The 12,816-nt window shown below is 41.0% G+C and carries 11 protein-coding genes; 6 read left to right on the top strand and 5 right to left on the bottom strand.

Going from position 1 to position 12,816, the window contains the following annotated elements; all coding sequences use genetic code 11:
* Positions 1-49: 49 nt before the first annotated feature.
* Both AWN68_RS13795 and AWN68_RS13790 read left to right on the top strand, forming a co-directional pair.
* Complete coding sequence (locus AWN68_RS13795) at positions 50-925, top strand: LytR/AlgR family response regulator transcription factor (RefSeq protein WP_084362873.1); 876 nt, start codon at positions 50-52, stop codon at positions 923-925.
* 93 nt (positions 926-1,018) lie between these two features.
* Positions 1,019-1,630 (top strand): hypothetical protein, encoded by a 612-nt coding sequence (locus AWN68_RS13790; RefSeq protein WP_084362872.1) that lies wholly within the window; start codon positions 1,019-1,021, stop codon positions 1,628-1,630.
* On the opposite strand, the gene AWN68_RS13785 is transcribed toward AWN68_RS13790, so the two are convergent.
* Together AWN68_RS13785 and AWN68_RS13780 are read right to left on the bottom strand one after the other, a co-directional pair.
* Positions 1,613-2,272 (bottom strand): metal-dependent transcriptional regulator, encoded by a 660-nt coding sequence (locus AWN68_RS13785; RefSeq protein ID WP_068416764.1) that lies wholly within the window; start codon positions 2,270-2,272, stop codon positions 1,613-1,615. The two genes, AWN68_RS13790 and AWN68_RS13785, sit on opposite strands and share 18 nt — an antisense overlap.
* A gap of 159 nt (positions 2,273-2,431) precedes the next feature.
* Positions 2,432-3,562, bottom strand: a complete 1,131-nt coding sequence (locus tag AWN68_RS13780) for a glycosyltransferase family protein (RefSeq protein ID WP_068416761.1) — start codon at positions 3,560-3,562, stop codon at positions 2,432-2,434.
* A 35-nt stretch (positions 3,563-3,597) separates the two neighbouring features.
* Between AWN68_RS13780 and AWN68_RS13775 the strand changes: the two genes are divergently transcribed.
* Together AWN68_RS13775 and AWN68_RS13770 are read left to right on the top strand one after the other, a co-directional pair.
* Positions 3,598-4,413, top strand: coding sequence for a 2,3,4,5-tetrahydropyridine-2,6-dicarboxylate N-succinyltransferase (locus AWN68_RS13775; RefSeq protein ID WP_068416758.1), 816 nt, complete (start codon positions 3,598-3,600; stop codon positions 4,411-4,413).
* 315 nt (positions 4,414-4,728) lie between these two features.
* On the top strand, positions 4,729-5,328 hold the full coding sequence (locus tag AWN68_RS13770) for a tetratricopeptide repeat protein (RefSeq protein ID WP_068416754.1): 600 nt from the start codon (positions 4,729-4,731) through the stop codon (positions 5,326-5,328).
* A 14-nt stretch (positions 5,329-5,342) separates the two neighbouring features.
* On the opposite strand, the gene AWN68_RS13765 is transcribed toward AWN68_RS13770, so the two are convergent.
* A complete protein-coding gene (locus AWN68_RS13765) occupies positions 5,343-6,344 on the bottom strand; it encodes a DNA/RNA non-specific endonuclease (protein WP_068416752.1) in 1,002 nt (333 codons plus the stop codon).
* A 104-nt stretch (positions 6,345-6,448) separates the two neighbouring features.
* Here AWN68_RS13765 and AWN68_RS13760 point away from each other — a divergent pair, with 104 nt between their 5' ends.
* The gene (locus AWN68_RS13760) at positions 6,449-9,898 is read left to right on the top strand and encodes an amidohydrolase family protein (protein WP_245658010.1); all 3,450 of its coding nucleotides are present in this window, start codon (positions 6,449-6,451) and stop codon (positions 9,896-9,898) included.
* Positions 9,899-10,035: 137 nt separating this feature from the next.
* The gene (locus tag AWN68_RS13755) at positions 10,036-11,355 is read left to right on the top strand and encodes a M20/M25/M40 family metallo-hydrolase (RefSeq protein WP_068416746.1); all 1,320 of its coding nucleotides are present in this window, start codon (positions 10,036-10,038) and stop codon (positions 11,353-11,355) included.
* A 55-nt stretch (positions 11,356-11,410) separates the two neighbouring features.
* On the opposite strand, the gene AWN68_RS19020 is transcribed toward AWN68_RS13755, so the two are convergent.
* Positions 11,411-11,584, bottom strand: a complete 174-nt coding sequence (locus AWN68_RS19020; protein WP_157716224.1) for a hypothetical protein — start codon at positions 11,582-11,584, stop codon at positions 11,411-11,413.
* Positions 11,585-11,651: 67 nt separating this feature from the next.
* A complete protein-coding gene (locus AWN68_RS13750; RefSeq protein ID WP_068416744.1) occupies positions 11,652-12,731 on the bottom strand; it encodes an AI-2E family transporter in 1,080 nt (359 codons plus the stop codon).
* Between the last annotated feature and the right edge of the window lie 85 nt (positions 12,732-12,816).

Here is a 12,816-nt window from a genome sequence, read left to right as displayed (position 1 = left end):
AATAAGCTCTATTCGGCTAGCTTCATTATATTGAAACTTATTTAGTAAAATGAACTGGATACAAACCCATTATAAGAGTCTCTTGATTGCGTTGAGTTGTTTTATGGCCTTTGTGGTTTTTGAGGCGTTTCAGCAATTGTTTTATGCTGAAAACTTCAATAATGGGGTGCCTATGGATGTCACATTTTCGGAGGTGCTCAAAGGCGGCATGCTGCGCTGGGGACTCTGGTTGGCTACTTCTGTTGGCTTGGTGTACTACGTTCGCAAGTTTCCGGTAAAGTCGGGTTATGAGCTGGTTCGTAAGCTTTTGGCTTATGGAGGTCTGCTGCTTTTAGTTTTGCTGCTTGATATTGCTTTGGCCGCTTTGGTCAATATGCCAGCTGATGAAAAGAGCTGGTCTGTTTTTACCGAATTGTTCCAGTTTTACTTCTTTCATAAAGCGCCCATTGTTTTCGTTTTTCTGGTGGTGGTTATTCTCCTCGTTCATTTTTTTCAGTATAAATCTGAAATTGAAGTTTACATCCAAGAACTGGGGGATCTGAAGAACACTAATTCTAAGCTGTATAAGCAGATGAAAACTACAGAGCGTAATGTCATGGATACTGCCAAGGTAATTCAGGTAAGGGTAGGGAATCGGTCGCAAATTGTGCCGCTTGAGCATATTGTTTGGATTGAAGCGGACGATTATTGTGTGAAAATCCATGACCAGCAAGGAAAGGCCTATACACTTCGTAACTCCCTTAAAAGCTTAGAAGAGAAGCTTCCATCAGATTATTTCCAACGGATTCACCGCAGGTCAATCGTCAACTTAAAGTTTATAGAGCGGATCGAATGGGGGCCTTCGGCTTCGGTTACTATGCAGAATGGGCTGGAGTTGCCTTTGGCGCAGTCGCGAATTAAGTCGGTAAAGGAGGCAATGAACTAAGAAAGACCTTGGCTTTACTGCATTTGTATTGGGCTTCACTGCAAAATCCTTGGCTCAATTGGCTTTTAAGGCCATTATTGAAGAAAAAAGGTCATGCAAAAATTATCAATCTCTATTCTGTTCAGTGCTTTGTTGTTCATGGGGCTTTCTCTACACGCACAAAAATTGTCGTTCCCTTTTGAGCCTTCGGCTGAAAACCCATTTGGTTTGCCAAACCCTGAGGCCAATCCTGCCATTAAAGATTTCGCGCCCATGATTGGTTTGTGTAATTGCGTTTCTCAAGGTAGAAATGCAGACCAAACTTGGGCAGAACCCGAAGCGATGACTTGGCGCTTTAAGTACGTCATGAATGGGATGGCGGTTCAGGACGAAACGCTCAAGACGAATGGAGTTCATTCGGGCAGCATTCGGCAGTTCAATAGCGACAGCCTTAAGTGGTATGTCCATTATTACACCTCCAATGTTGCTGTGGCTACTTTGCCTGCTTGGGAAGGAAAGAGTGTAGCAGAGAAGGGTAAAAAGGTGTTTTATAAGGAACAAAAAGCACCTAATGGAGCAGATGGCTTTTTCCGATTGACCTTCTATGATATTACTGATGAGGGTTACAAATGGATTGGGGAATGGGTGGATAAAGCCGAATCCATAATTTTCCCCACTTGGAAAATAGACTGCACAAAAATCAAAGACTTAGGCCTCAGAAAGTAAGATGTTCTCGGCTACGGTAGGGGAGATCGTAATCGTTTTCTTGCCGTCAATGGTTACGTCTACCGAGCCGTCAAACTCCATTCTGTCCACAATCTGTAATCTTGTACCGATGGAGATGCCCACTTTATCCAAGTACTTTAAAAATGAAGCACTGGAGCCATTGACACCTACCACAATACCAGCTGTGCCCACAGGGAGTTGGGTAATGGGGTCTTTTCGCTTTTCAATCAGCTGGCCGTTTTCGTCTGGAATAGGATCGCCATGTGGATCGAATTTTGGGAAGCCCAAAAATTCATCCAGTCGCTGAATGAGTAGGGGAGATTTGATGTGCTCTAACTGTTCGGCCACTTCGTCCAATTGATCCCATTGAAAGTTGAGTTTTTCTACCAAAAACACCTTCCATATTCTGTGTTGCCGAATGACATGCAGGGCTTTGATCTTACCTTTTCCCGAAACATTTACACCTCTGTACTTTTGATAATCGACCATCTTTTTTTCGGACAGTCGCTTGATCATATCGCTTACCGAAGCAGGGGCGGTTTTCATTTCTTCCGCCAAAGAATTGGTGTTCACGGAACGTTTCCCAGCTTCTGAAAGATGGTAAATGGCTTTTAAATAATTCTCTTCAACAAAGCTTAACATAGGAGTGTATCGGGCTAAGGATAATGATTGATTACAGCGTAAATATAGTATTTAGATTAGTCTAATAAAAATTTATATATAAACTAAATTTAGTCAAAATGCACATTTATAACTTGTTTACAATGAGTTGGCTATTATTAAAATAATCTTTCGATTAACCTAAATTTTGAATTTACTGAATTTGGCAATGAAAGTGAGGAATCTAGACTCCTCACTTTCCCATAGACTAGACTTGGTGTCTCCTTGGGTATAGAAGCTAGAATCCTTCATTAAGGCGAGGGTTTTGTTTGGGTCGAAATGATTAGGGTTTATTGGTATAGCTGAATTGAATTCATCGCAAAATTTAACCCAGGTAGGGTTGTTTAAAAGCAGCATAGGGAGTTTGTTAGCGCTATATTCAAACAAGCGAGTCAGTATTTTATCATCGTTTATGCCGTTGTTTGGTTTTTTGAGCACAAAGCCAAAGTTCGCTTCTTTGATTTCTTGAATGATTTGCTGGTGAGGGACAAGGAAGTCACCACCAATCAATTCTATGTATTCTTTGGCTTTTATGGCCTCTTGCAGCTTTAAAAGATCTTTTTTAAGCGCGCAGTAACCAATGATTCGCAATCTTATGCTGGAATCAATCTGGTGAAGCTGATCTGTAATTTCAATGGCTTCGAATATTCCGTTCGAAGCTGAAATGGTACCTGAATACAGCAAAACGATGTTTTCTGAATTTGCTTTTGACTCACTTTCAACCACTTCAAAAGGCATAAACTTGTTTTCGATCACGATGGATTTATGGGCAGGAACAAAGCCTAATTGTTTACTGTATATCCTCTCTGCCAAGATAAAACCGTCAAAGAATGGTTTGGTGATCAACTCTTTCGCCCGAACGTAGGCTGCTAATAGAGGCCTTAGTATGGGGGTGAATACGTTCGTGTTCTGAATGTTCTTTACGTAGTTTTCTCTGATATCATAGATGATTCTCCCACCAAATAATATTCTGTATATAGAGGTAACTATCAGTAATTCATGTGTATTACATATTATGATTTGAGGTTTTACTTTAAGATAGGTTTTGAATATTTTTGAAGGACTTGTGATTCGATCGAAGGACATTCTTCCGAAAGGTCCGTGGGAATAAAAATGAATTGAATCGTGGGTTAACGTATTTTTTGAGCTAAAGCCTATGATATTAACCTCATATTCGTTTGTTTTCGCCAGAGAAACACCAAACTTCTCAAACATGCGAGAATCGTCAATAGGCTTTAAAGTAGAAGCTATAAGAAGTTTGGTCTTGTTCATAAACATTCGAATTTATTGAAAATTTCTAACTACTGATGGAGGCATTAAAGAAGATCATTGAAGCGGCTTGGGATAACCGAGAATTATTGAAAGAAAAGCAAACGATTTTGGCTGTTAAAACAGTGATCGAAGATCTTGATAGCGGAACCATTCGTGTTGCTGAACCGACCGTGGACGGATGGCAGGTAAATGAGTGGATTAAGAAAGCGGTAATCCTATATTTCCCCTTGCAGAAAATGCAAACTATCGAAGTTGGTCCATTTGAGTTTCATGATAAGATACGATTGAAAACAGGTTATGCGAGCAAGGGAATCCGTGTGGTACCTCATGCTGTTGCTCGTTATGGTGCATACATAAGCAGTGGTGTAGTAATGATGCCGTCATATGTGAATATTGGTGCTTATGTAGATGCAGGTACTATGATCGATACATGGGCAACTGTGGGCAGTTGTGCTCAAATTGGTAAAGATGTACACCTTAGTGGGGGAGTTGGGATTGGCGGAGTGCTAGAGCCCGTACAGGCGGCTCCAGTGATTATAGAAGATGGAGCTTTTATTGGTTCTCGTTGTATCGTGGTAGAAGGAGTGAGGGTTGGGAAAGAAGCCGTTTTAGGCGCAAATGTTACTTTAACGGGCAGTTCTAAAATTATTGATGTAACAGGAGATACCCCAGTAATATACAAAGGCTATGTGCCGGAAAGGTCGGTGGTGATTCCAGGTTCTTATGCAAAAGAGTTTCCCGCAGGCACTTATAATGTTCCTGCTGCATTGATTATTGGGCAGAGAAAAGAGAGCACCGACAAAAAAACTTCCCTGAACGAAGCCTTGCGTGAAAATAATGTTGCTGTGTAAAAACGGGAAGGAATCTCCCAAATCGAGAGAGTAATTAATAATGATATTTTTATAAGTCACTGAAATTCAGTGACTTATTTTTTGGTCTCAGCTTTGCAATACTTTCAGTGTTGTTTTGAGTTGACCATATTGTGGTTGGGTAGAGTGCTTTCACGCTACCTAGGGAAGGGCCTTCGGGCCCTTCTTCTGTTAAAAACATTGTTGTATTCCGTATAAACAAATACTTTTGCAGCCTTTAAACCATTTATGGCTGAATCAATCTTAAATGTTGTTTGAAACGGATTCATTCTTATAAAACCATTTATATCACATTCAATGAAAAATCGCTTATCTCTTTTGGTCTTAGTCTTTACGACTTTCTTATTTTCTTGTAACGATGATGTTACCAGAAAAGGAGATCAGCTTTATAATGAAGGGAATTACAAAGAGGCGGTAGATGCCTATACGGAATACCTTAAAACCAATCCAAAGGACATTAAATCACTGTATAACCGCGGAAGGGCTTATGAAGAGATGAAGGAATTGGTAAATGCCAAGAATGATTTTATAAGCGTTTTAGACATTGATGGAGATAATCTAAATGCCAATTTGAGCATGGGGAAGTATTGGTACAATCAAAAAGACTTCAACAAAGCCATCATATTTTTTGATAAAGTGATTGAACTGGATGGTGTTCGTTCGGATGCTTATATGCTCAGAGGCAGAAGCTATCATCAAAAGGGTGAATTCGACAAAGCAATGGAAAACTACAATCAATCGATTAACTTTGATAATGACAATGCTGAGGCATTCCTTTATAGGGGAGCGCTTAAAGTGGCCTTAACTCAAACCAAATCTGCTTGTCAGGATTTCACTAGATCTAGTGCTTTAGGCTCTTCTGAAGCTTCAGAGGCACTCGCAAAGCATTGTCGTTAGATTTTAATAATTCATTAAAACCATTTCGAAATCATTAAACTTCCTTCTAGGGCATTTTCTAGTTCATCTGAAATGCCAGGGAAAAAGTCCAATCCCGTCAACTGTTCTACGCTGTCGATTGTGACAACAAAAGACGAAAGTGGGGCAGAGCTCGCTTCATTCTTTATTAAGAAGGCAATGGCTTTAATCTCTGGTTTCCTCATGTCAAGAATGATCTTGTAGTAGTATTCAGGAACTGAGACTTGGTTCAAACCTATGGTTTTGTATTTTTTGTTCAATACAGGGCCTGTGACCACATAAATCTGATTGTTTTCCATGGCCCAAGTCCTTACTTGGTCTTCTAATTTCTTCCAAACACCGCGGTTAAAAGAAGGGTCTTGCGGACTCATATTGCTCATAAAGAAAGATTGACTTAAAGCGAATTCGCTATAAGAGAAATCTGCAGCAGGGGCCAAGTGCCCACGATCATAACCGCTTTCTTTATAATCCTCTAAAGCAGCTGAACTCGTTTTTATTCTAGTATCTGCTCTGAAATCATCTTTTCTTTCAAAAGTGGTTTGCTTTAAACTGTCGGCATATAAGATGTAAGCTACCCATAATGCTTGTTCATGTTCTTCGCTATAACGCAAAGTGTAATAAGGTCTTTCTACAATGGCCTGAGATGCCTCATATGCTGGCCAGGCAAAATCGAATGCTTTGGTGAAGTAGAGGTCGTAAGTATCAAAATCAACTTTGCTACCTTCCTGCTTTGGGTGGTTTTCATTTTCTGACTTTGGAATTTCTTGCTTTGGGTCAATTTTTTCTGGCACTAAAACAGGGTTTACTTCTTCATCAAAGAATGAAGGAATTAGCTTTTCCTCCTTGATGGCCAAGTAGCCATAACCTAAACCGATAAGGATAATTAGCCCTAATGAGAACTTCCAGAGGTTAAAACCTCCTTTTTGTCCCTTTCTTCCCGAAGTGGTTTTCTTTTTTGTTGTACCCCGACTTGAAACTGCTGCCTTTCGTTTTGCCATGCCCTGTTCTGATTTCCCGCAATGATAAAGATATTTTTCTTGAGGGGACTTTTTTTAATTCACTAAATTACTTTTCGTTTTATGAACCAAATTAACCACAATAGATGAAAGAAGTTAGAATCAAACCACAAACAAAGTGGCCAAAACACCTTTCTTGGTGTCTCTGTTGCCTCATTTTAATGTATTCAAGCTTTACCCTGCAAGCCAATTACAATTGGCAAGAAGAGGAGCAAGATACAACTGGTCAAACTACATTTAAGGGTTTGCCGCTAAAGGCCGAACGTACCTTGGAGTTTAATACAACAGAAGGCACATGGCTGTCGCTGGACATAAGCCCTAACGGCCAAACCATCATTTTTGATATGCTGGGCGACATTTATACAATGCCATTTAAAGGAGGTCAAACCACTCGAATTACCGATGGAATGGCATACGATACTCACCCCAAGTTTAGTCCTGATGGAAAAAGCGTTGTGTTCACTTCCGACAGAAGTGGGAATGACAATATCTGGACGATGGAGTTGGAATCGAAGGAAACCAAGCAAATCACCAAAAGTGAAAACGAAAATTTCCAATCTGCTGACTGGTCACCTGACGGAGATTACATAGTGACTTCTAGAGGAAGAAGAAATCTGAAACTATTCATGTACCACAAAAATGGTGGTGGAGGTTTTGAGTTGATTAAAGAACCTGCTGGCTTGAAGCTTGTTGAGCCGGCTTTTAGTGCTGATGGCCGTTATATTTACTATTCTCAACGTAACGGAGCTTGGAATTACAATGCTCAATTGCCTCAATATCAGGTGGGAATGTATGACCGGGATAACGGAGAAAGATCAACAATTACTTCCCGTTACGGCTCAGCATTTACGCCAACTCTATCGCCAGATGGAAAGTATTTGGTGTACGGTTCGCGCTACGAAGAGCAAACAGGTTTGGTTTTGCGAGACCTTAAATCTGGAGATGAACGCTGGTTGGCTTACCCTGTTCAGCGTGATGATCAAGAGTCTATTGCACCATTGGGCGTTTTGCCAGCCATGACTTTTACGCCAGACAGTAAAGAGCTATTGGCCTCTTATGGAGGTAAAATATGGAGGATTCCTGTGGCGGGTGGTGCTGCAAAAGAAATTCCATTCCAAGTGGATGTGGAACTAGAAATGGGGCCTAGGTTGAAATTCAATTATCCAATTTCTGATGATGAAAACATGTTGGTCACCCAAATCAGGGATGCCGTGCCTTCTCCCGATGGAAAGAGAATGGTGTTTACCGCTTTGAATAGGCTTTATGTAATGGACATTCCTTCGGGCAGCCCAAGAAGAATTACCGATTTTGAAATGACGGAAGCCATGCCTACATGGTCGCCCGATGGTAAATCTATTGCCTTTGTCTCTTGGTCTGAAACGGATGGCGGAAGTATTTATAAGCTGTTGATGGATGGCAGGGCTAAACCTGTGAAGCTCACCAAAGAGTCTGCTATTTATACTGCACCAGCATGGAATAAGAATGGTAAAATTGTTTTCACGAAAGGAAGTGCCCAAAACATGAAAGATGCTGAAGGGCCTTCTGCACCAAGAGCTGCCGAAGATTTGGCTTGGATTAGCGAGAATGGAGGCGATGTTAATTTTATCATGAAAACCAATGGCCGTGGCAATCCTCATTTTGTTAAAAACGATGATAGGATTTACTTGAGCAGCGGAAGAGGTTTGAGCTCGGTAAGATGGGACGGAACGGATGAAAAGAATTTAGTCATCATCACCGGAATTACTACATACGGATCCAATCCAGCGGATGACCATTTGGGAGCGGCAGCAAATAATACTGCTTTGAGCGAAACAGACAACTGGCGTGAAAATAATCCTCCAGCCCGTGCGAGTGAAATCTATATGGCGCCTGAAGGAGATAAGGCCATGGCGGTGATCAACAATGATATTTACATTGTGACGGTACCTAAGTTGGGGCAAACCCCAACCATTTCTGTAGCCAGTCCAGAGTCGGCTCAATTTCCGGCTAAGAAACTGACTGAAATAGGAGGTGAATTCGCTAAGTGGTCTGCTGATGCTAAGAAGGTGCATTGGAGCATTGGTAAAGCCCATTTCATTTATGACTTAGAAAAAGGGGAAGCTTATTCAGATTCTGTCGCTACGGCCAAAAAGGCCAAAGAGAAGGCTGATAAAGAGAAAACTGAGGAGGAAAAGAAAGAAGAAAAGGCTGACGAGAAGAAGGATGAAAAGAAAGAAGAAGCCACTTTTGAACCTGTTGAGTTTAATGTAGAAGTGAAAGTCAAGAAAGACATTCCGAAAGGCACGGCCCTCTTAAAGGGTGCTCGAATCATCACCATGAAGGGTGATCAAGTAATCGAGAATGGCGATATCCTTATTGAGAATGCGCGAATCAAAGCTGTTGGTGCTTCAGGCACACTTTCAGTACCAAGAGGAACAGAAACCATTGATATGACGGGTAAAACTATTGTTCCTGGCTTTATAGATACGCATGCACACATGTGGCCAGCATGGGGGTTAGAAAAAAATGAGGTTTGGATTTACGCAGCTAATTTGGTCTATGGTGTTACTGCCACACGTGATCCTCAAACTGCCACCACCGATGTGTTGACCTATTCCGATATGGTGGAGACTGGGCAAATCCCTGGCCCTAGAATATACTCTACAGGCCCTGGAGTAGGCTATTGGGCTTACAATTTAAAGAGCCTTGAGCAAACCCGAAAGGTGTTGAAGCAGTACTCTGAGTACTACGACACTAAATCCATTAAGATGTATTTGGTAGGGAACAGAAAGCAACGCCAATGGGTAATTCAGGCGGCCAAAGAACAAGAGCTAATGCCAACTACCGAAGGTGGACTGGATTTCAAACTGAACATGACCCAAATGCTTGATGGTTACCCTGGGCACGAACATTCGTTTCCAATTGCACCTTTATACAAAGATGTAATTCAGTCGGTGGCTCAGTCCAAAATGGCTTATACATCTACTTTGTTGGTGTCTTATGGAGGCCCTTGGGCTGAAAACTACTATTACTCTAGAGAGAATCCGTATAACGATCCTAAATTGAGCTTTTTCACGCCCTACAATGAATTGGCGGCTAAATCTAGAAGAAGACCAGGGTGGTTTATGGATGAAGAGCATGTGTTTAAAAAGCATGCCGTTGGAGTGAAAGATGTAGTTGAAAATGGCGGCTTGGCGGGAGTTGGCAGTCATGGTCAGTTACAAGGTTTGGGTTATCATTGGGAATTGTGGTCTATCGCTTCTGGTGGAATGAGAAATATTGATGCACTAAAAACAGCTACAATTCTTGGAGCCACGGCACTAGGTTTAGAAGGTGACTTGGGTTCGATTGAGGTAGGTAAACTTGCCGACTTGGTGATTCTAGATAAAAATCCGTTGGAAAACATTCGAAATACAAACACTATTATTCAAGTAATGAAGAACGGAAGGTTGTACAATGGAAATACGCTGGATGAAGTTTACCCAAGAAAGCAGAAAGCAGGGCCTTTCAATTGGCATACTTCAAAGCCAATGAATTTACCAGGGATTAAAAAATAGATCAGAGACTTCAACTAACCCCAGTTGAAAAGCTGGGGTTTTTTAGTGCCTCATTTCTTAATCTTTCTTAATTTCAATTTTAGAATTACACTTAGAGGTTAGGGTGCTCCTTAATTCACGAACGTAAAAAATATACTATGCGAAAAATATATATTCTGTTTGCCTTAGTCGCAATCATCATCGCTTCGCCATTAATGGCACAAACTGATAAAATCGAAAAGAAACTGATTCAGTATGTAGACAGCCACAATGATGAATACTTGAGTTTGCTGAAGGAGTTGATCAATATCAATAGCGGCACCATGAATTTCAGAGGTGTTCGTCAGGTTGGCGATGTGCTCATGGAGAAGTTCAAGGCTTTAGGCATGGAAGTAGAATGGGTAGATGGATCGTCATTCAATCGCGCTGGCCATTTAGTAGCGCGAATTGAAGGTGGAAAGGGAAAGAAGATTTTAATGATCGGTCACTTAGATACGGTTTTTGAACCAGACAGCCCCAATCAGAAATGGTCTCAAGTAGATGAAAACACCATCAAAGGCCCGGGTATTGCCGACATGAAAGGAGGGGATGTAATTATTCTTCAATCGTTGGCAGCTTTGCATAGTGCTGGTTTGTTGAAGGACATGAACATAACCGTAGTGATGACAGGTGATGAAGAGCTTTCAGGAAGTCCCCTTTCTGAATCGAAAAAAGCATTGATCGAAGCTGCAAAATGGGCTGATGTCGCTTTGGGCTTTGAAAACGGAGACGGAAACCCAGCTACGGTAAACGTAGCCAGAAGAAGTTCTTCCGGATGGACATTAACAGTAACGGGCAATGCTTCACATTCCTCTCAAATCTTCAAGCCAAAAGTAGGAGCAGGTGCTATTTACGAGGCCTCTAGAATTCTATATCAGTTTTATGATGAATTGGCTGGTGAGGAATATTTAACCTTCAATCCAGGAATGATTGCAGGTGGAACAGAAGTAGACTATAACAAATCGGAAAATACTGGAACTGCTTTTGGAAAGAACAATGTGGTCTCTAAAGATGTAACGGTAACGGGTGACATTCGTGCCTTAACACCAGAGCAAATTACAAGAACCCAAGAAATCATGAAGCGAATCGTGGCCAAGCATTTACCAGGTACTAAGGCTACTATCACCTTTGCTGAAGGTTATCCTCCTTTTGCGCCAACGGAAGGGAATTATCAGTTGATGAACCTCTTTAGCGAAGTGAGTAAAGATTTGGGTTTTGGGGAAGTGACATCAGTAAATCCTGCCGATGCTGGTGCAGCCGATATTTCTTTCACTTCGGGCCATATCGAAATGGGAATTGATGCCATGGGAATGTCAGGTGCTGACGATCATACGATCAATGAAACGGGTGACCTTCGCGCTTTGCCAAAGCAATCAAAAAGAGCGGCCGTTTTGATTTATAGACTAAATAAGGGTGTGGATTTAAAAACTAAAAAATAAGTAAACCTGAATTTGTAAGTTTTGGAGGCCACACAATAATGTGGCTTCTGAGAGCTTACTTGACAGCCTTTGTTCTTAACCGAACTAAACCCAAAAACAGTATTCCAATACCAACTCCTAAAAGTGCTCCACTTAGAAAATCTGATGTAGAAGCAAAGTGTGTTATGAATTGACTAACAACAATAACAGACATGCCAGCCACAGTGAGGATAAGTGATTTCTTTTTCATATTCCTAGGTGGTATTTAAATTTCGATCTAAAGTAGAAAAAAGGAGTTAACCTTCAAAATTAGACCTCTAATCAGGTTCGTTATCATCCAACTGACTTCGTCCCATCAGTTTTACAATAAGGTCGGCATCTGGAATTTGGGCCAGTATTACTCTTGCCAATACAATCAAAGGTACAGAGAGTAGCATTCCAGCAATTCCCCATATATAGCCCCAGATTACAAGTCCTAAAATGACTGCTACTGTATTTAAGGCCACTTTAGACCCCATCATCAGCGGCTCAACCACATTCCCCCAAACAAACTGTGTGGCAATTAGAAGTAAGATGAAAAACAGATAACTCGTACCATTGTCAATCTGAATAAGCCCTAACAGAACAGGAGGGATGGTGGCCATAATTGATCCAACGGTAGGAATGAAATTGAGCATAAAGGCCAAGAACCCCCAGAATAGAGCGAAATCTACTCCAAAACCCCAACAAATAAGTCCAAAGAAAGCACCAGTACTTAAGCTGGTGAAAAACTTCACCTTCATGTAACTCGCTACTGCATCTTTAATTTCTACAAAAGCCTTAAGCAAACGTTGTTTCCCAATGTCATCATCTCCCTCTAAATAGTTGATGTATTTTTCATACTTAACAATACTGCCCAAAACGGCCACCAAATAAATGGCTGAAAGCACAAGGTTAAAAACAAAATTCCCTACTTCAGTAGCTACCATGCCAGAGGTGTTTAGCATCATTTCAGGAGAAAGAATTTGGTATAAAGTCTCAGTAAAGTCACGCTCTTTTAAAGCGGAAAACCCTGGGATACTTTCAAACTGAATGACCAAACCGTTTAATCTACTCCCAATCTGCGTTAAGAGTTTATCTTTCTGATCTACAATTTGTAAGCCCGTATCGAACACGATAAGTCCAACTAAAAAGACAAAACCGAGGGTAAGTACCGTTATCACGATAATACTGAGCATATAAGGCCAGTTTTTTTTATCCAAATACGCAATGACAGGTTGGAGAAGAATGCCAATGAAAATGGCGAAGGTCAATGGAATTAAAAGTGCGGATAATTCTTTGATTACGAGCACGATGACAATGCCCATAAAAAGTAGAAGTACGTTTTTAATTGTTACAATATCGTTGTCGGGAAGCATATAATCGGATTTACCGAAAAGTACGGAAAAATGAAGAATCGACCCGCCTTCATCGAAATTTTCATACTCTTATAAGGTGGGCATG

Source organism: Roseivirga echinicomitans, assembly GCF_001592935.1.
In the GTDB taxonomy this organism is placed as follows: domain Bacteria; phylum Bacteroidota; class Bacteroidia; order Cytophagales; family Cyclobacteriaceae; genus Roseivirga; species Roseivirga echinicomitans.
This window is presented reverse-complemented; position numbering and strand designations above follow the sequence as displayed.

What these genes read in the sequence shown, in the direction of transcription:
- AWN68_RS13755 (WP_068416746.1), top strand. Translation starts at nt 10,036, where the DNA reads ATGCGAAAAATATATATTCTGTTTGCCTTAGTCGCAATCATCATCGCT.
- AWN68_RS13780 (WP_068416761.1), bottom strand. Translation starts at nt 3,562, where the DNA reads ATGAACAAGACCAAACTTCTTATAGCTTCTACTTTAAAGCCTATTGAC.
- AWN68_RS13770 (WP_068416754.1), top strand. Translation starts at nt 4,729, where the DNA reads ATGAAAAATCGCTTATCTCTTTTGGTCTTAGTCTTTACGACTTTCTTA.
- AWN68_RS13795 (WP_084362873.1), top strand. Translation starts at nt 50, where the DNA reads ATGAACTGGATACAAACCCATTATAAGAGTCTCTTGATTGCGTTGAGT.
- AWN68_RS13775 (WP_068416758.1), top strand. Translation starts at nt 3,598, where the DNA reads ATGGAGGCATTAAAGAAGATCATTGAAGCGGCTTGGGATAACCGAGAA.
- AWN68_RS19020 (WP_157716224.1), bottom strand. Translation starts at nt 11,584, where the DNA reads ATGAAAAAGAAATCACTTATCCTCACTGTGGCTGGCATGTCTGTTATT.
- AWN68_RS13785 (WP_068416764.1), bottom strand. Translation starts at nt 2,272, where the DNA reads ATGTTAAGCTTTGTTGAAGAGAATTATTTAAAAGCCATTTACCATCTT.
- AWN68_RS13765 (WP_068416752.1), bottom strand. Translation starts at nt 6,344, where the DNA reads ATGGCAAAACGAAAGGCAGCAGTTTCAAGTCGGGGTACAACAAAAAAG.
- AWN68_RS13760 (WP_245658010.1), top strand. Translation starts at nt 6,449, where the DNA reads ATGAAAGAAGTTAGAATCAAACCACAAACAAAGTGGCCAAAACACCTT.
- AWN68_RS13750 (WP_068416744.1), bottom strand. Translation starts at nt 12,731, where the DNA reads ATGCTTCCCGACAACGATATTGTAACAATTAAAAACGTACTTCTACTT.
- AWN68_RS13790 (WP_084362872.1), top strand. Translation starts at nt 1,019, where the DNA reads ATGCAAAAATTATCAATCTCTATTCTGTTCAGTGCTTTGTTGTTCATG.